Annotated in this window: 17 protein-coding genes; 13 read left to right on the forward strand and 4 right to left on the reverse strand. The window is 51.0% G+C overall.

All coding sequences use genetic code 11. From position 1 onward, the window contains the following. Positions 1-88: 88 nt before the first annotated feature. The 4 genes from araC to GW590_RS23390 form a co-directional block, all read right to left on the reverse strand. Positions 89-1,024, reverse strand: a complete 936-nt coding sequence (gene araC, locus GW590_RS23375) for an arabinose operon transcriptional regulator AraC (protein ID WP_169405487.1) — start codon at positions 1,022-1,024, stop codon at positions 89-91. Between the two features lie 144 nt (positions 1,025-1,168). Beyond that, positions 1,169-2,173, reverse strand: coding sequence for an L-arabinose ABC transporter permease AraH (gene araH, locus GW590_RS23380; protein ID WP_169405488.1), 1,005 nt, complete (start codon positions 2,171-2,173; stop codon positions 1,169-1,171). 26 nt (positions 2,174-2,199) lie between these two features. Next, positions 2,200-3,777: an L-arabinose ABC transporter ATP-binding protein AraG gene (gene araG, locus GW590_RS23385; RefSeq protein ID WP_169405489.1), complete on the reverse strand. Its 1,578-nt coding sequence runs from the start codon at positions 3,775-3,777 to the stop codon at positions 2,200-2,202. A gap of 169 nt (positions 3,778-3,946) precedes the next feature. Further along, entirely contained in the window at positions 3,947-4,933 is a 987-nt protein-coding gene (locus GW590_RS23390) for an arabinose ABC transporter substrate-binding protein (protein ID WP_169405490.1), read from the reverse strand. 401 nt (positions 4,934-5,334) lie between these two features. On the opposite strand from GW590_RS23390, the gene GW590_RS23395 reads away from it, so the two are divergent. The 13 genes from GW590_RS23395 (at position 5,335) to nth (ending at position 17,096) form a co-directional block, all read left to right on the forward strand. Further along, complete coding sequence (locus GW590_RS23395) at positions 5,335-7,014, forward strand: ribulokinase (RefSeq protein WP_169405491.1); 1,680 nt, start codon at positions 5,335-5,337, stop codon at positions 7,012-7,014. A gap of 60 nt (positions 7,015-7,074) precedes the next feature. Then, positions 7,075-8,580, forward strand: a complete 1,506-nt coding sequence (gene araA, locus GW590_RS23400; protein ID WP_169405492.1) for an L-arabinose isomerase — start codon at positions 7,075-7,077, stop codon at positions 8,578-8,580. Positions 8,581-8,835: 255 nt separating this feature from the next. Beyond that, positions 8,836-8,988, forward strand: coding sequence for a Hok/Gef family protein (locus GW590_RS23405; protein WP_169405493.1), 153 nt, complete (start codon positions 8,836-8,838; stop codon positions 8,986-8,988). A 355-nt stretch (positions 8,989-9,343) separates the two neighbouring features. Continuing rightward, on the forward strand, positions 9,344-9,496 hold the full coding sequence (locus GW590_RS23410; protein WP_169405494.1) for a Hok/Gef family protein: 153 nt from the start codon (positions 9,344-9,346) through the stop codon (positions 9,494-9,496). A gap of 355 nt (positions 9,497-9,851) precedes the next feature. Next, a complete protein-coding gene (locus GW590_RS23415; RefSeq protein ID WP_169405494.1) occupies positions 9,852-10,004 on the forward strand; it encodes a Hok/Gef family protein in 153 nt (50 codons plus the stop codon). A gap of 266 nt (positions 10,005-10,270) precedes the next feature. Beyond that, complete coding sequence (locus GW590_RS23420; RefSeq protein WP_169405495.1) at positions 10,271-10,711, forward strand: DUF2569 domain-containing protein; 441 nt, start codon at positions 10,271-10,273, stop codon at positions 10,709-10,711. 103 nt (positions 10,712-10,814) lie between these two features. Then, positions 10,815-11,396 (forward strand): electron transport complex subunit RsxA, encoded by a 582-nt coding sequence (rsxA, locus tag GW590_RS23425; RefSeq protein WP_169405496.1) that lies wholly within the window; start codon positions 10,815-10,817, stop codon positions 11,394-11,396. Next, complete coding sequence (gene rsxB / locus GW590_RS23430; protein WP_169405497.1) at positions 11,396-11,962, forward strand: electron transport complex subunit RsxB; 567 nt, start codon at positions 11,396-11,398, stop codon at positions 11,960-11,962. Before rsxA ends, rsxB begins: the two co-directional genes overlap by 1 nt. Before the next feature lies 1 nt (position 11,963). Then, positions 11,964-14,075, forward strand: a complete 2,112-nt coding sequence (gene rsxC / locus GW590_RS23435; RefSeq protein WP_169405498.1) for an electron transport complex subunit RsxC — start codon at positions 11,964-11,966, stop codon at positions 14,073-14,075. After that, positions 14,076-15,128, forward strand: coding sequence for an electron transport complex subunit RsxD (gene rsxD / locus GW590_RS23440; protein ID WP_169405499.1), 1,053 nt, complete (start codon positions 14,076-14,078; stop codon positions 15,126-15,128). Between the two features lie 9 nt (positions 15,129-15,137). Then, positions 15,138-15,770: an electron transport complex subunit RsxG gene (rsxG, locus tag GW590_RS23445; RefSeq protein WP_169405500.1), complete on the forward strand. Its 633-nt coding sequence runs from the start codon at positions 15,138-15,140 to the stop codon at positions 15,768-15,770. Next, a complete protein-coding gene (locus GW590_RS23450) occupies positions 15,763-16,455 on the forward strand; it encodes an electron transport complex subunit E (RefSeq protein WP_169405501.1) in 693 nt (230 codons plus the stop codon). Before rsxG ends, GW590_RS23450 begins: the two co-directional genes overlap by 8 nt. Beyond that, on the forward strand, positions 16,455-17,096 hold the full coding sequence (gene nth / locus GW590_RS23455) for an endonuclease III (protein ID WP_169405502.1): 642 nt from the start codon (positions 16,455-16,457) through the stop codon (positions 17,094-17,096). The genes GW590_RS23450 and nth overlap by 1 nt, the downstream gene beginning before the upstream one ends. Positions 17,097-18,070: the final 974 nt, after the last annotated feature.

Here is an 18,070-nt window from a genome sequence, read left to right on the forward strand (position 1 = left end):
CGGAGGTCACAAGTGTTAAATAGCCAATTGGCCGCACATGGGCAGCCAATTGAGATCAGACGGGATACTTACAGCGTAGAATAGCAGTTTAGAAATGATAGGTGGCAGCGTTTTCATGCTCCGGCCAGGGATGCGAACGATAAGGTTTCGCCGGATAATTAATTTCGACACTGCGACGACGGAAATCACTGGGGCTAACGCCAACACGTTTACGAAAGACACGGGAGAAATAGAGCTGATCGTCATAACCGACCACCCGGCCGATAGTAGCAATGGACTCCTGGGTGGTCTGCAGCAGCAGCTTGGCGCGGATCACCCGCTGGTCCTCGCGCCAGCGTAAAATATTGATGCCCACTTGTTCACGAAACAGATGTGCCAGCCGCGAAGGTGACAGGCAGACATGGCGCGCCACTTCGTCAATACGCAACTCACCGGCGAGATTACCGGTAATAAACTGGCAGGCTTCAATCACCCGCGGATCCATAATCTTTTGCGGACTTTGAGGGTCTTCTTCCATCGCCCGCAGCAACAGACGCTCCAGCAGGTTCATACCCAGTTCTTCGCCAAATCGACGCCCGGATTTTTGCGTCTGTTCAATATTGGCAAACAAACGGTCAAACTCCAGCAACAGCGTGTTATTGGGTAGCGACAAGCGGCCGACATCGCGGGTTTTGGTATGCCATTCCAGCCAGTCGGCCCAGTAGGCCCGAGGACGGAAATAGACCCAGCGGTGATACCAACAGTCACTATTGGCCGAACGGGCATACAGGTGACGCGCTTTCGGAGGGAAAAGCAGTAAGTCGCCGGGATTACAGTAAAAGGTGTCATCACCGTCAAACACCTTGCCCTGCCCCTTGACGGTCAGGTTAAGAATAAAGCCTTTCATACCGCCAGGACGATCGATGGAAAAATCAAGCGGCCCATCGGCCAAAATGGGGGTCATACCGGCAACCAGATACGCATTAAAACTGTATCCGGGGAGTAAGGGATTCGACTGCTGGTCCTGAATCATGCGGTGATACATCGGGCCTCCTGAAATCATCACGCCTGGTCATTCAATTCTATCGGGCAATAAAATTACTGCCCGACTGCGTTATAGAAATGTGAAGGAAATACACTTTTCTCGGCATTTTTCGTTCTAAAGGCCCATTTAAAAAACTGGAATCGTTTACACCGACTGTTTGGCCTTTTGTTTGTAGCGGTCAAAGATTACCGCTGCCAACAGGATCAGACCACGCACCACATACTGGGCAAATGGCGAGATATTCAATAGATTCATGGCATTCTCTACAGTACCCAGGATCAGGATACCGGCAACAACATAAGAGATTTTACCAATACCGCCTTTCAGAGATACCCCACCCAGTACGCAGGCAGAGATAACGATCAGCTCATAGCCCAAAGAGGTCATCGGTTGACCACTGGTCATACGCGAAGCCAGGATAATCCCCGCCGCTGCCGATACCAGACCGGACAAAACAAAGATAATAATCTTGGTACGCACTACCGGGACACCGGCAAGACGTGCTGCCTCTTCGTTACCCCCAATGGCCAGCGTATTACGGCCGAAGGTAGTTTTGTTAAGCAGCAAGCCGAAGGCAATCAGGCAACCAATGGTGATCCAGATGGGTGCCGGTAAACCCAGCCAGTTGGCATAGCCCAGTTCAAAGAAACGTTCGTCTTCAATGCCCACCGCTTTACCGTCGGAAATGATATACGCCAGGCCACGCACAATTTGCATGGTTGCCAGGGTAGTGATCAACGCATTGATTTTCAGACGAGCAATAACAAAACCGTTGACCAGACCGGAAATAATCCCTAGTAACAGACCCGCACCGACACCGATCCACAGGCTACCGGTCATATTGATCACTACCGCGGAGGTCACCCCGGCACAGGCAATAACAGATGCCACAGAGAGGTCAAAATCGCCGGAAGCCAGGCAAAACAGCATACCGCACGCCACCATGCCAGACATGGAGATCGCTAATCCCAGTCCTTTCATATTGATAAAAGAGCTGAAATTGGGCACGAAAACGGCACAGGCTATAAACAGCGCGGCAAATACCACCAGCATGCCATAGCTGTCCCAGATACGCATCAGGCTTTGACCGCCGCGTGCAGCGACATTCGGTTGCTCAGGTTTGGTTGAATTTGTTGTCATACTGGACATCGTTAAACTCCTGCTCAGGGTCCGCCTTAGGCGGCATCCGGTGTTAATTCTGGGGTGCGCAACATGGCCATACCCAATGCTTTTTCTTCTGTCGCAAGCTCGTGAGACAGTTCGCCTGAAATTGCGCCTTCGCGCATTACGATAATTCTGTCCGCCAGGCCGAGTACTTCTGGCAGATCGCTGGAAGCAAACAGCACCGCAATACCCTGTTTAGCCAGCTGGTAGATAACATGGTAGATTTCGTGTTTGGCACCGACGTCGATGCCGCGAGTAGGTTCATCGAGTAAAATGACTTTCATGTCTTCGGATAACCAACGGCCAAGAATGGCTTTCTGTTGATTGCCCCCGGACAGATTCATAATCAACTGTTCAGGACCCGGCGTTTTAATATTCAGTGACTTGATCTGTTTGTCGGCGTTACTCACTTCCCAGCCGTTATTAATCAGGCAACCGGCTTTCACCGTTTTCCGTCGGGCGCTGATATTGATATTGTCGCGCACCGAATGTACCGGAATTATCCCGTCAGCTTTACGATCCTCAGGACAAAGCATGATGCCCTGGCGAATGGCGTCAATTGGCGTACTGATATTGATCGCCTTGCCATCGAGCAATACCTGACCCGAGGTGATCTTGGTCCCACCAAACAATCCCTTCATCAGTTCACTGCGACCAGCGCCGACCAGACCAAACAGGCCGACAATTTCCCCTTGTTTGACGCTAAGAGTGATCTCCGACTTCACGCCTGGCGCTTTTACGGCATTCAGTTGCAGACGGACATCACCGGTCGGACGCGGTTCATAGCCATAGACGTCACCGAGGTTACGCCCGACCATCGCCTGTACCAGGCTTTCGTTGTTCACTTGCTGCATATCATCAAAGGTGCGCACAAAGCGGCCGTCTTTGAAAACCGTAATGGCATCACTGAGCGCAAAGATCTCTTCCATGCGGTGAGAGACATAAAGGATCACCCGACCTTCAGCCTTCAATTCACGGATAACGCGGAAAAGCTGCTCAATTTCGCGAGCTGAAAGGGAGCTGGTCGGTTCGTCAAAGGCGATAATTTTGGCATTGCGAGCCAGCGCCTTGGCAATTTCCACCATCTGCCACTGACCGATAGAAAGATATTTAAGCGGGGTATCAGGATCAATATCCAGACCTAAGTGATCCAGCTGTATTTTGGCTTCATAGCGCAGCAGCTTGCGATTGACCCAGCCACGAATGCTTGGCAACTGACCGAGATAAATATTTTCGGCTACCGTCATTTCCGGTATCAGATGCAGTTCCTGGTAGATAATGGCCACACCGGCATCCAGTGCTTCGGTAGTGTGATTAAAGGTTACCGGCTGCCCTTTGATCAGGATTTGCCCCTGAGTCGGACTGTAGTTACCACTGAGGATTTTCAGCAGCGTCGATTTCCCGGCACCATTTTCCCCCATCAGGGCGTGGATCTGTCCGGCATAACAGTCAAAACTGATGCCATCCAGCGCCTTGACACCGGGGAAAGATTTACCAATACCGCGAAATGACAAATAAGGATCGCGGACATCAAACTCAGCAAGCGTAGGAGCCAGCGTGGCGGTCGATGTTGAAGAGAGTAAAGACATAGCAGCAACCTTTCTCAAAAATCATGCGTCAATATGTTGAGGTGTGATGACCTGTTTCCTCTTGTCTGAACCTGTTCTGCTGCGCAACAGAAAGCGGTCGTTCCTTGACTGCTTTCCGCTTCGCAGCAGGTTTAATGCTCAAACAAGGTGGTTATTCAGCGCTCAACGCTTATTTACCCAGACCTTTCTTCTGCAGTTCTACTTTGAAATTTTCACGAGTGATCAAAACAACATCGGTCACTTCGGTAAATTTAGGGGGTTCTACGCCTTTGGTTACCCAGTCATTCAGCATCTGAATACTTTTATAACCATGAACGTCCGGACTTGGCAGCAGTGAGCCAAAGAAGCCGGTTTGTTCGTTTTTAGACAGTTCACTTACCGCGTCAACGCCGTTGATACCAATACCGATCACGTTAGCCGCTTTAAAGCCCTGGCCTTCTGTTGCACGCACGCCACCTAATACGGTGTTGTCATTCATGCCGAGGATCAGCCAGTTTTTCACTTCAGGATGTTGAACTAACAGTGAGTTACCCGCATCCAGCGCACCGGGGATATCGTTGGATTTCGTTGGCACTTTATAAATCTGCGCCGCCGGGAAGCCTGCAACTTTCAGTGCATCCATTGCACCGGTAGTACGACGACGCGCCGTATCAAGTTCGTCCGCAGTGATAGCCATTACGCCGGTATCAGCCGCTTTCCAGCCGCGTTTCTGCATTTCTTTATACAGCTCTTGCCCTTGACGCTCACCGATTTTGGTTGCCGCCATCATTACCAATGGCACTTCTTCCATCGGTTTGCCTTTCGAGTTTACAAACTGATCATCGACGGCAATAACTTTCAGATCATAGCTGCGTGCCTTGGCCATAATGGCTGGCCCCAGGCGCGGGTCCGGGGTACAGATAACAAAACCTTTTGCGCCGTTCGCTGCCAGGCTATCAATCGCATTAAGCGTTTTTTCACCATCAGGGACGGCAATTTTAATTACCTGAAAACCAAGATCCTTCCCTGCTTTATCAGCAAATTTCCATTCAGTCTGGAACCATGGTTCTTCTGGCTGCTTAACCAGGAAACCCAGTTTTGGGGTATCCGCGATAGCTGAATGTGACATAACAGCAGCCAATCCGACCACTGCTAATGCCTTAGTGAATTTATGCATGATGCTCTCCGACTTTTTATTGTTGTTACCGACGGTTTTTGCCGCTGGCATGAAAACGCTATCAGTAGGGTATTTTCTTTAAAATCCACTTATAAACCTCATGATACGTGAGTTCATCAATGGATTGAGTTAAGTCGAGATCAGTTTTAGCGGGAATAGTTTCTTAATATGTAGAGCGCTATCACAATTAAAAATTACAGCCATTTCCTCCATAGATTCAGCAAATTTAACCAAGGGTTAACTTTATGACCCGCTTCACATAACCCCAATAGGGAGCAGAAAAGTACATACTTCCAGCAAATGTCTCCTCACTGCCTTGGCTCAGAGACTCCTATGGTTATCAACAGCAAAAGCCAGAGTGTTGTTTTCTGGCTTCCCCTTTAACCTCTGGAGAAATCACCATGGCACAAGGCGCAATTGCTCTTGGTCTGGACTTTGGCAGCGATTCGGTCCGCGTGTTGGCTGTGGATTGCCATAGCGGCAAAGAAATAGATACCGATGTGGTCTATTACCCACGCTGGCAGGAAGGCCTTTATTGCAATGCGGGCGATAATCAGTTTCGCCATCATCCTCTCGACTATATAGAAGCAATGGAATCGGCCATCAAGAATCTGGTGCAGCGCCTTGGCGTTGAGCAAAGCGCCCGCATCATTGGCATTGGCGTAGATTCCACTGGCTCTACCCCGGCCCCCATTGACGAATATGGACAAATTCTGGCATTGCGTCCCGAATTTGCCGAAAACCCCAATGCCATGTTTGTGTTGTGGAAAGATCACACTGCTATTAATGAAGCAGAAGAGATCAATCGACTGTGCCGCAGCGGCGACTTTCCTGATTACTCACGTTATATCGGTGGCGTTTACTCCTCCGAATGGTTCTGGGCAAAAATATTGCATGTTTCCCGTCAGGATAGCGCCGTTCGCCAGGCTGCCGCCTCGTGGATTGAACTGTGCGACTGGATCCCGGCCCTGCTGTCAAACACCACCGTGCCGAAGGATATTGCCCGTGGTCGTTGCAGCACCGGTCATAAAATGCTTTGGCATCCTTCGTGGGGTGGTTTTCCTCCTCGCGACTTCTTTGCCGCCCTCGATCCCTGCCTGGTAGAAGATCTGCCTTACCCGCTGTTTACCGATACGCAAACCGCAGAAAAACCGGTAGGCAAAATTTGTCAGGAGTGGGCGCAACGCCTTGGCTTACCTGCCAGCGTAGCTATCTCCGGCGGGGCATTTGACTGTCATATGGGTGCCGTCGGTGCCGGTGCCCAGCCTTATACCCTGGTCAAAGTGATTGGGACCTCCACCTGCGATATTTTGATTGCCGATAAAGAACGTGTAGGCGATCGCGCTATCGCCGGGATTTGCGGTCAGGTTGACGGCAGCGTCGTGCCGGGTATGGTCGGTATGGAAGCCGGACAATCCGCCTTTGGCGATATGTACGCCTGGTTCAGCCAACTGCTGAGCTGGCCATTACAACAACTGGCAGCGGCGCATCCCGAGCTGCAACCGCAAGTCAGTATGATGAAAAAAACGCTGCTCGCCGATTTAACCCGCGCCTGGGCAGACAAACCTAATCTCGACCACCTGCCGTTAGTGCTCGACTGGTTTAACGGTCGTCGTACCCCTTTTGCCAATCAGCGTCTGAAAGGTGTCATTACCGATATCAATCTCGGCACCAAGGCACCTGAACTGTTTGGCGGCTTTATTGCAGCTACCGCCTTTGGCGCACGCGCCATTATGGAATGTTTTGAACAACAGGATATTCCGGTGGAAAACGTGTTGACCCTCGGCGGTATTGCCCGCAAGTCGCCCGTGATCATGCAGGTTTGTGCTGACGTAATGAACCGTCCACTGCAAATCGTCGCTTCCGATCAGTGCTGTGCACTGGGTGCCGCGATTTTTGCCGCCTGTGCCGCCGGTGAGTTTGCCTCGGTTCCTGAAGCACAGAGCAAGATGGCCTGTGCCATCGAAAAAACGCTGCTGCCCGATCCGCAGCGCGCTGCGCAATATCAGCGCCTGTATGAACGTTATCAAAAATGGTGTCAGACCTCGGAACCGCTGTTTGCCGCCGCCAATCCGTCTTGATTTTCGCGCTGGCTTCGCGCCAGCGGCTTATCGTTATCGCTAATCGTCAGGAGTAGAAGAATGGACGTATTTAAACAACTCGAAGTCTGGTTCGCTATCGGTAGTCAACATCTTTATGGCCCGGAAACCTTACGTCAGGTAAAAGAGAACGCAGAGAAAGTGGTCAATGGTCTTAACAGCCAGGCTGGCCTGCCGATCAAACTGGTTCTGAAACCGCTGGCTACCACGCCAGACGAAATCACCGCCCTGTGTCGTGAAGCGAATTATCATAACGAATGCGTCGGGTTGATTACCTGGTTACACACCTTTTCCCCGGCCAAAATGTGGATTGCCGGACTGAGTATTCTGCATAAACCGCTGATGCAGTTTCATACCCAGTTCAATGCCGAGATCCCATGGGAAACCATGGATATGGACTTTATGAATCTCAATCAAACCGCGCACGGTGGCCGTGAGTTTGGCTTTATTGGTGCCCGTATGCGTCAGCAGCATTCAGTGGTCGCCGGCCATTGGCAAGATCAGGAAACTCATCGCCGCATTGCACAGTGGATGCGCGTTGCCGCCGCCAAAAATGAGAGTCAGCAACTGAAAGTGGCACGCTTTGGCGATAATATGCGTCAGGTAGCCGTCACCGAAGGGGATAAAGTCGCCGCACAGATGCAATTTGGCTATACCGTTAGTGCCTACGGCATTGGCGATTTGGTCAGCGTGATTGATGAAGTCAGCCGTGGTGATGTTGATACGCTGATTGAGGAGTATGAATCCAGCTACCAGCTAACCGACGCAGTAAAACTTCACGGTGACAAGCGCGAAAATCTGCTGGATGCTGCGCGTATTGAACTGGGGATGACCCGTTTTCTGGAACAGGGGCAATTCAAGGCTTTCACCACCAACTTTGAAAACCTGTATGGCATGAAACAGCTGCCAGGTCTGGCCGTGCAGCGACTGATGCAGAAAGGCTATGGTTTTGGTGGCGAAGGTGACTGGAAAACTGCTGCCCTGCTGCGCATTATGAAAGTGATGTCCACAGGTCTGAAAGGCGGCACCTCATTTATGGAGGATTACACCTATAACTTCCAGGCAGGCAACGATCTGGTGGTTGGCTCGCATATGCTGGAAGTCTGCCCTTCTATTGCCAAAGAACAAAAACCGCTGCTTGATGTCCAGCATCTTGGCATTGGTGGCAAAGCCGATCCGGCACGTCTGATTTTCTCTACCCCGGCAGGTCCGGCAGTGAACGCCAGCGTTATCGATATGGGTGACCGTTTCCGTTTGCTGGTCAACCTGGTAGATACCATTGAACAACCTAAGCCGTTACCTAAGCTGCCTGTTGCCCGCGCCATTTGGAAGGCACAACCTTCTCTGGCCACGGCAGCAGAAGCCTGGATCCTCGGCGGCGGTGCCCATCACACGGTATTTTCACAGGCGCTGGACATCGATTATCTGCGGCTGTATGCCGAGTTGCATAATATTGAACTGCTGGTCATTGATAACGCCACTACGCTGGCAGATTTTAAAAATCAGCTGCGCTGGAATGAAGTCTATTACAAATTGTGTAGTCGCTGATTCAGGTTAAATAATTTATAACTTGATGTTTTTCAATGCTATTGATTGATTTTTTTCGTCAAAATAGCTGAGATGAATGGCGATACTGCCGGTAGAATTACCGCGGGTGCTCTGGATCTTTCTGTCCGGAGCATTGGTGAAAGACAGAAAGAGAAAGGCCCCGAATCGATGTTAATCAACCCGAGGCCACTCTTATGCATAGACAACATAACGGTAGCTTCTTAACTGCTCAAAAGCAAGGACAAGGAGGCCATTATGCCGCAAAAAATTGTACTTTGGTGCTGGATCACCAGCTGTCTTACTGCGCTGGTTTTCGCCTGGATGGTGCGTGATTCACTGTGTGAATTGCATATCAAACGGGGTAACACTGAGGTTGCGGTTATTTTGGCCTACGGATCCGAAAGTTAAGGCAACCAGGCGGAGCTTGTCTCCGCCTTTCCCGCAGCTACTGTCGGTTGTAGTGCAAAATCCATGAGCACCCATTCCCTTCCTTTATACAAATCACCCGCCCATTGAATTCATTTATAACTTGATATTTTTCAATGCTATTGATTGATTTTTTTCGTCAAAACAGCTGAGGTGAGCGGCAATATTGTCGGTAGAATTACTGCGGGTGCTCTGGATCTTTCTGTCCGGAGCATTGAGTGAACGGCAGAAAGAGAAAGGCCCCGAATCGATATTAATCAACCCGAGGCCACTCTTATGCATCAACAACATAACGGTAGCTTCTTAACTGCTCAAAAGCAAGGTCAAGGAGGCCATTATGCCGCAAAAAATTGTACTTTGGTGCTGGATCACCAGCTGTCTTACTGTGCTGGTTTTCGCCTGGATGGTACGTGATTCACTGTGTGAATTGCATATCAAACGGGGTAACACTGAGGTTGCGGTTATTTTGGCCTACGGATCCGAAAGTTAAGGCAACCAGGCGGAGCTTGTCTCCGCCTTTCCCGCCGCTACTGTGGGTTGTAGTGCAAAATCCATGAGCACCCATTCCCTTCCTTTATACAAATCACCCACCCATTGAATTCATTTATAACTTGATGTTTTTCAATGCTATTGATTGATTTTTTTCGTCAAAATAGCTGAGATGAATGGCGATACTGTCGGTAGAATTACTGCGGGTGCTCTGGATCTTTCTGTCCGGAGCATTGAGTGAACGGCAGAAAGAGAAAGGCCCCGAATCGATGTTAATCAACCCGAGGCCACTCTTATGCATACACAACATAACGGTAGCTTCTTAACTGCTCAAAAGCAAGGACAAGGAGGCCATTATGCCGCAAAAAATTGTACTTTGGTGCTGGATCACCAGCTGTCTTACTGTGCTGGTTTTCGCCTGGATGGTGCGTGATTCACTGTGCGAATTGCATATCAAACGGGGTAACACTGAGGTTGCGGTTATTTTGGCCTACGGATCCGAAAGTTAAGGCAACCAGGCGGAGCTTGTCTCCGCCTTTCCCGCCGCTACTGTCGGTTGTAGTGCAAAATCCATGAGCACCCATTCCCGCTTTTAAGGCAAAAGTGTTATTTTTTACGCTGTTGCATAGCAATCACATGATCACGATAGCGACGAATCCTTTCCCGCGTTAAGCTAGCGCCCCTTGAATGTCTGAATCTCTGCCCATTGCCAGTCGGTTTACGCGGCTTTTCCATGGACGAGATTGTCATCAACATGATTGAAATAAGGTTTTTTATGTCTCAAAATCTTGGCTATCAGCGCATTGGCGGCTGGCTATTGGCTCCGATGGCCTACCTGATTGTCACCTTGATGAGTGTGGTGTTGATGCTGCTGCTTTATTCAATGGCTTTATTTAGCCCTGAATCACGCGAATATTTAATCACCAACTCCCAGGCATTTACCTTGCAATGGTATTTCTCGGTAGTGACCACATTAGCCATGGGGTTATTTACCGTTATCGTACTTTGCCAATTTTGTCGCCGGGTAACATCGCTACCGAAGATGTTTATTATTTGGTTGTTATGTAACGTTTTGCTGGCGATTAAAGCCTTTGCTTTTTCGCCAATTAATGACGAGATGGCGGTACGCAATCTGCTATTGCCTTTGTTGGCCGCCGCGCTGTTGGTGCCCTATTTTAAACGTTCTCGTCGGGTTAAAGAGACATTTACTCAATAATCTTCTCCCCCTGGAGCTCAAGTTTTGCCCGGCAATCAACGCCGTGGGAATTTGAAAAACAAGGGAAAAGACGGTTTACTCTATTATCGCGCTAGGCATTATCATGACTTCATACCTATTACTGTTTATTGGCACCATGCTGGTAAACAATTTTGTTCTGGTTAAGTTTCTTGGCCTTTGTCCTTTTATGGGCGTGTCCAAAAAACTGGAATCGGCCATCGGCATGGGGCTGGCGACCACCTTTGTGATCACGCTGTCCAATATTTGCTCGTGGATGGTGAACACCTTTATTTTAATGCCGCTAAGCCTGGTCTATTTACGTACCATGGCTTTTATTCTGGTGATTGCGGTGGTAGTGCAGTTCACTGAAATGGTGGTGCGTAAAACCAGCCCTTCGCTGTATCGTCTGTTAGGGATCTTCTTGCCGTTGATCACCACCAACTGCGCCGTGCTGGGCGTTGCCTTGTTAAATATCAATCAACAACTCAACTTTATGCAATCGGCGCTGTACGGCTTTGCTGCATCCCTTGGTTTCTCCTTGGTGATGGTGCTGTTTGCTGCCATTCGTGAGCGCCTGGTGGTTGCTGATGTTCCCGCCCCCTTCCGCGGTTCGTCCATTGCGTTGGTGACCGCTGGTCTAATGTCTCTGGCCTTTATGGGCTTTACCGGGCTGGTGAAATTCTAATGTTTGAATTATGGGTTGCGATTGCTGCACTCAGTGCCCTGGCACTGGTGTTCGGATTATTGCTGGGTTATGCCTCACGCCGCTTCGCGGTGGAAGGTAATCCGGTGATCGATCAGATTGACGATATTCTGCCGCAAAGCCAGTGTGCACAATGTGGTTTTCCAGGCTGTAAGCCGTATGCCGAGGCCGTCGCCAACGGTGAGAAAATCAATCTATGCGTGCCCGGAGGCGAGCCGGTAATGCTAAAACTGGCCACCTTGCTTAACGTAGAGCCACAGCCGCTTGACGGCGATGAAGCAGAAGCTGTGCCAGTACGCAAAGTCGCCTATATCGATGAAAGTAACTGTATTGGCTGCACCAAATGTATTCAGGCCTGCCCGGTCGACGCCATTGTCGGTGCGACGCGCGCGGTTCATACCGTAGTGTCTGACTTGTGTACCGGCTGTGACCTTTGCGTTGCCCCCTGTCCAACCGACTGCATAGAAATGCTGCCGATTAAAACCACCACCGCGAACTGGAAATGGGATATGAAGACCATTCCGGTGCAAATTATTCATGCGGAGTAACATGTTCAATCTGTTTGCTGCGCTCAAAAAAGACAAACTCTGGGACTTTGACGGCGGGATCCATCCTCCGGAAATGAAAACCCAGTCAAGCCGGGTGCCACTGCGCCGCTTGCCTCTTGCTGAGCGCTTTATTATCCCATTGCAACAACATCTGGGTCCGGAAGGCGAACTTTGCGTCAAAGCCGGTGATCGGGTAACCAAAGGCCAGCCATTGACCTGCGGACGCGGTCGCACTTTGCCTGTTCATGCCCCTACTTCCGGGGTGATCACCGCCATTGAGCCGCATATTACCGCCCATCCTTCTGGATTGAAGGAGCTGTGTGTATTGATTACTGCCGACGGTGAAGACCGTTGGGGTGAGCGTGTATTGATTAACGATTATCACCAGCTTTCTGCCAGTGAACTTAATCAGGTGATCCACCAGGCCGGTATTGCCGGTCTGGGTGGCGCGGGATTTCCCACCGCCAGCAAAATTCAGGGCAGCCTCGATACAACCCGTACCTTGATCCTTAATGCAGCAGAATGCGAACCCTATATCACCGCCGACGATCGTTTAATGCAGGAGCATGCCGACGAGATCCTGCAGGGTACGCGTATTCTCTGCCATATGCTGGCTCCACAGCAGGTACTGATTGGCATTGAAGATAACAAGCCAGAGGCCATTGCCGCATTAAAAACCGCTATTGCCAACGAAAATCATCCGGGCGTCACCATTGAGTTGCGGGTAGTGCCGACCAAATATCCGTCCGGCGGTGCCAAACAGCTGACACGCATTCTTACCGGAAAAGAAGTGCCCAAAGGCAAACACTCATCGGCCATTGGCGTATTAATGCAAAACGTCGGTACGGTATACGCTATCAAGCGTGCGGTGATCGATGGCGAGCCGTTAATTGAACGTGTGGTTACCCTTACCGGTGAGTCGATGAAAAAACCGGGTAACGTCTGGGCACGACTGGGCACACCGGTGGCAGATCTTATGCGGGAAGGCGAATTTTCGCCACAGGATAATCATAAAATGGTGATTATGGGTGGCCCGTTGATGGGCTTTACCCTGCCATCACTGAATGTTCCAGTGGTAAAAATCAGTAACTGTCTGCTGGCCCCGTCAGTGAGCGAAATGGGTCAGCCCACTGCCGAAGAAGCCTGTATTCGTTGCAGTCTATGCGCTGAAGCCTGTCCTGCCGGGCTGTTACCGCAGCAGTTATATTGGTTTAGCCGCGGTCAGGAACATGAAAAAGCCCGCAATCACCATCTGTTTGATTGTATTGAGTGCGGTGCTTGTGCCTATGTCTGCCCCAGTAATATTCCACTGGTTCAATACTACCGTCAGGAAAAAGCCGAGATCCGCGCGCTGGATCTGGAAGCCGCCCGCGCAACTGAAGCCAAGGCACGCTTTGAAGCCAGGCAACAACGCCTGGAACGTGACAAGCTGGCGCGCGAAGAACGCCATAAGAAAGCCGAAGTCAAACTTGCCGATAGCCCGCAACCTGCGACCAAAGGGCGTTTTACTGCTCTGACGCAAACAGCGGCTACAGCCGGTAAAGCCGCGCTGGCAGCCCCGGGCAAACCGGCCCGCTCAGTGAAGGTAGAGGTCGATCCTCGCCAGGCGGCATTAGCGGCTGCCATAGCCCGTGCCAAAGCGAAAAAAGCGGCAGCACAGGTCGAGATGCCGGTGGCCAGTGAAGCTATCTCATCCCCAACGGAGATGCCTGTTGAGGGCGACAGTCGCAAGGCGGCAGTTGCCGCAGCCATAGCCCGGGCCAAAGCCAGAAAAGTGGGTCTTGAAACCCCAGAGGCATCCGCTCAGGCGGCGCCAGCGGGAGAAAACCTCTCCGCCGATGACAAGCGCAAAGCCGCGGTGGCTGCAGCTATTGCCCGGGCAAAAGCTAAAAAACAGCTGCCAGCGAGCGAACAGCCTGCGGTGCCTGTTTCGGCACCCACATCTGTGACGGCGTCACAAAAAACCGCACCAGATGCAGACCCCCAGGCGGAGATATCTGCGGTGGAAAACGATGCCAGAAAAGCTGCCGTAGCCGCAGCAATCGCCCGAGTCAAGGCCCGTAAAACCGCTCAAGCTCAGACATTGTCGAGCGAAATGTCCAACGAGGAATAGATGGCCTTTAGAATCGCAAGTTCCCCTTTTACCCATAATCGGCAGAGTACCAGCGCCATTATGCTAATGGTTGTTATGGCCTGCATCCCCGGCATTATCGCCCAGGTGTGGTTCTTTGGCTTTGGCAGTCTGATCCAGGTGGCGCTGGCCATTGTGATTGCCCTCTTGACCGAAGGCGCCATTCTGCAATTACGTAAAATGCCGGTAGCTAAACGTCTCGGTGACAATACGGCGCTGCTGACTGCGGTATTACTGGGTATTAGCTTGCCACCTCTGGCGCCCTGGTGGCTGATCGTTATCGGTACTTTCTTTGCTATTGTAATTGCCAAGCAACTTTACGGCGGTTTGGGACAAAATCCCTTTAACCCGGCCATGGTTGGCTATGTGGTGCTGTTGATCTCATTCCCGGTGCAGATGACTACCTGGTTGCCACCGGACAGTATGCAGGCTCATCCAGTGGGATTTATCGACAGTCTGTTGACCATTTTTAGCGGCCATGACGCACAACATATGACTGCCTATCAATTGCAAATGAGCGTTGACGGGATCACTCAGGCAACGCCGCTGGACAGTTTTAAAACCGGATTGCGCTCGGGCCATAGCGTGCAGCAGGTGCTGCAACAGCCGATATTTAGCGGCACCCTGGCAGGTCTGGGCTGGCAATGGATCAACCTTGGCTTTTTGGCCGGAGGCGTGTTTTTGCTGTGGCGGCGGATTATCAGCTGGCATATTCCCGCCAGCATGCTGTTGATGCTGACTTTTTGCGGCGGTCTGGCCTGGCTATTGGCCCCCGGCAGTTATGCATCGCCGGTGATTGGCCTGTTCTCCGGAGCAACCATGCTTGGCGCTTTCTTTATCGCCACTGATCCGGTAACGGCGTCAACCACACCCAAAGGCCGACTGCTGTTTGGTGCCTTGATTGGTCTGCTGGTGTGGTTAATTCGCACCTATGGCGGCTATCCGGATGGCGTCGCCTTTGCTGTATTGCTGGCCAATATTACCGTGCCGCTGATTGACCACTATACCCAGCCCCGCGTCTATGGCCATCGCTAAGGAAAGAGTATGTTAGAAACAATGCGTCGCCATGGTCTGATCCTGGCCTTTTTTGGCGCCCTGATGACCGGCATGACGGCTGTGGTCAATCTGCTGACCAAACCCACCATTGAGCATCAGGCGCTATTACAGCAAAAAACACTGTTTGATCAGGTTATCCCTGCCAGCGTCTATGACAACAATATGCAGCAAGAATGTTACAACGTCACAGACAACGCTCTCGGTAATAACGCGCCACATCGCCTGTATCTGGCGCGAAAAAATGGCCAGCCTGTGGCCGCGGCAGTTGAAACCACGGCACCGGACGGTTACTCGGGGGCAATCCAACTATTGGTAGCGGCTGATTTTCATGGCAAGGTATATGGCACCCGGGTGCTGGAGCAGCATGAAACACCAGGGCTGGGTGATAAAATTGAGGCCAGGGTTTCCGACTGGATCATGCATTTTGCCAACACTATGGTGGATGGCAGCAATGACAGCCGCTGGGCGGTGAAGAAGGATGGCGGTATGTTTGACCAGTTTACCGGTGCCACCATTACCCCCCGCGCGGTAGTACGCTCTGTTAAACGGACCACCTTGTTTATTGAAACTGTGCCTGCGCAGCTTTCCCACCTGACACCTTGTGGAGCACGCGATGAGTGAAGCCAAAAAGATAATTGTTCAGGGGTTATGGACCAATAACTCCGCGCTGGTGCAACTGCTTGGCCTGTGCCCACTGTTGGCGGTGACCTCTACCGCGACCAACGCCTTGGGGCTGGGGCTGGCAACCACCCTGGTACTGACCTGTACCAACGCGATGATCTCGGCATTCCGTCGTTGGGTGCCGAATGAAATTCGTATTCCGATCTATGTATTGATCATTGCCTCAGTAGTCAGCACCGTGCAGATGTTGATTAATGCTTACGCCTTTGGTTTATATCAGGCGCTGGGTATTTTTATTCCACTGATTGTCACCAACTGTATAGTGGTTGGTCGCGCCGAAGCGGTGGCGGCCAACAGTCCGGTGCCTTTGGCTGCGCTGGATGGCATGATGACCGGTTTGGGTGCAACAGCAGCGATGTTTGTGCTTGGCTCGCTGCGCGAAATACTTGGTTCAGGGGTACTGTTTAACGGTGCCGATCTGCTGCTGGGCAGTTGGGCAAAAGTACTACGTGTCGAAGTGATCCATCTTGATAACCCCTTCCTGCTGGCTATGTTACCGCCGGGCGCTTTTATTGGCCTGGGTATGCTTCTGGCGGGAAAATACCTGATCGATCAACGGATGAAAACGCGCAAAGCGGTACGTGCGGCCAATAAATTACCACAGGGAAACACCGGGGAAGCCTGATGAACAAGGAAAAACGCCGCACTATTCTTGAGCGTCTGCGGGATAACAATCCGCATCCCACCACGGAGCTGGTGTATAGCACCCCTTTTGAGCTGTTGATTGCCGTGTTGCTTTCAGCACAAGCTACCGATGTCAGCGTTAACAAAGCCACCGCCCGGCTCTACCCGGTAGCCAATACGCCGCAAAAAATGTGGGATTTGGGGGTTGATGGCGTACGGGAATATATCAAGACCATTGGTCTGTTTAATGCCAAGGCTGAAAACGTCATTAAAACCTGTCGTCTATTGCTGGATAAGCATAACGGCCAGGTGCCTGAAGATCGCGCTGCACTGGAAGCCCTGCCCGGTGTCGGTCGCAAGACTGCTAACGTGGTATTAAATACCGCCTTTGGCTGGCCAACCATCGCCGTTGACACGCATATCTTTCGGGTCTGCAATCGTACCGGCTTTGCACCGGGTGACACCGTCGAGCAGGTAGAAGAGAAGCTTATCAAAGTCGTTCCTGCCGAATTTAAGCTCGATTGTCACCACTGGTTTATTCTACACGGGCGTTATACCTGTATTGCGAGGAAGCCACGGTGTGGATCTTGTTTGATTGAGGATTTATGCGAGAGCAAGGAAAAAATATATCCTGAGGCGTAAGGGTTAGGGCTTAAATGGCAATTTTCTTTTTTAAAGTCAATAGGCTATGAGGTGCTGTTTAGACTTGAGCTTAAATATCAATTTTTGCTTTAAAGGGCTATTGGCTTTAGAGGAGCTGTTTCGGGTTGGGCTTAAATGGCAATTTGTGCCTTTAAAATCAATTAACTCCGAGGAGCTGTTTCGGTTTTATAATAGCGGTGGCTACTTAACCCGCTGTGCCGAACCGAGTTAAGGAGCGCTGGCCCGCTCCTTAACAATCCTGGGCCTTTTGGTGTCTTTGATTCGTCTGCTGCCTATTACCGGCTATGTTTCAGTCACTCCGAGCGTGGCACGAGCCGCGCTGCTGCGCAGTCCCCTTGCTCGGTCGGGAGCCAAAAACGTCTCCCTCCGCTTCGCGCGGCGCCGTCTCTGAATGTGCCAACTAGCTATGTACGTCGTACCGGTTTGGTTTAAATGGCAATTTTTGGTTTTAACGTCAATTGGCATTAGAGGAGCTGTATCGGTTTGGGCTTAAATGGTAATTGTTGTTTTAAAACCAATGGGCTATGAGGAGTTGTTTCGGTTTTATAATAGCAGTGGCCACCTAACCCGCTGTGCCGAACCGAGTTAAGGAGCGCTGGCCCGCTCCTTAACAATCCTTGGCCTTTTGGTGTCTTTGATTCGTCTGCTGCCTATTACCGACTATGTTTCAGTTACCCCCAGCGTGGCACGAGCCGCGCTGCTACGCAGTCCCCTTGCTCGGTCGGGAGCCAAAAGCGTCTCCCTCCTCTTCGCGCGGCGCCGTCTCTGAATGTGCCAACTAGCTATGTACACCATACGGTTTCAGAAACTACTGTTTCGTCTTTTTGTCTTTTTGTCTTTTTGTCTTTTTGTCTTTTTGTCTTTGCAGTTGACCTTTAATGTTGCCGGTTTTGCTTTAAATGTTTCCTGGCCGATTCAAAACCTACGCTGAGCGACGTGGAGCGAGACGCTTT

The sequence above is a fragment of the Rouxiella aceris genome, assembly GCF_012933545.1.
GTDB classification, from domain to species: domain Bacteria; phylum Pseudomonadota; class Gammaproteobacteria; order Enterobacterales; family Enterobacteriaceae; genus Rouxiella; species Rouxiella aceris.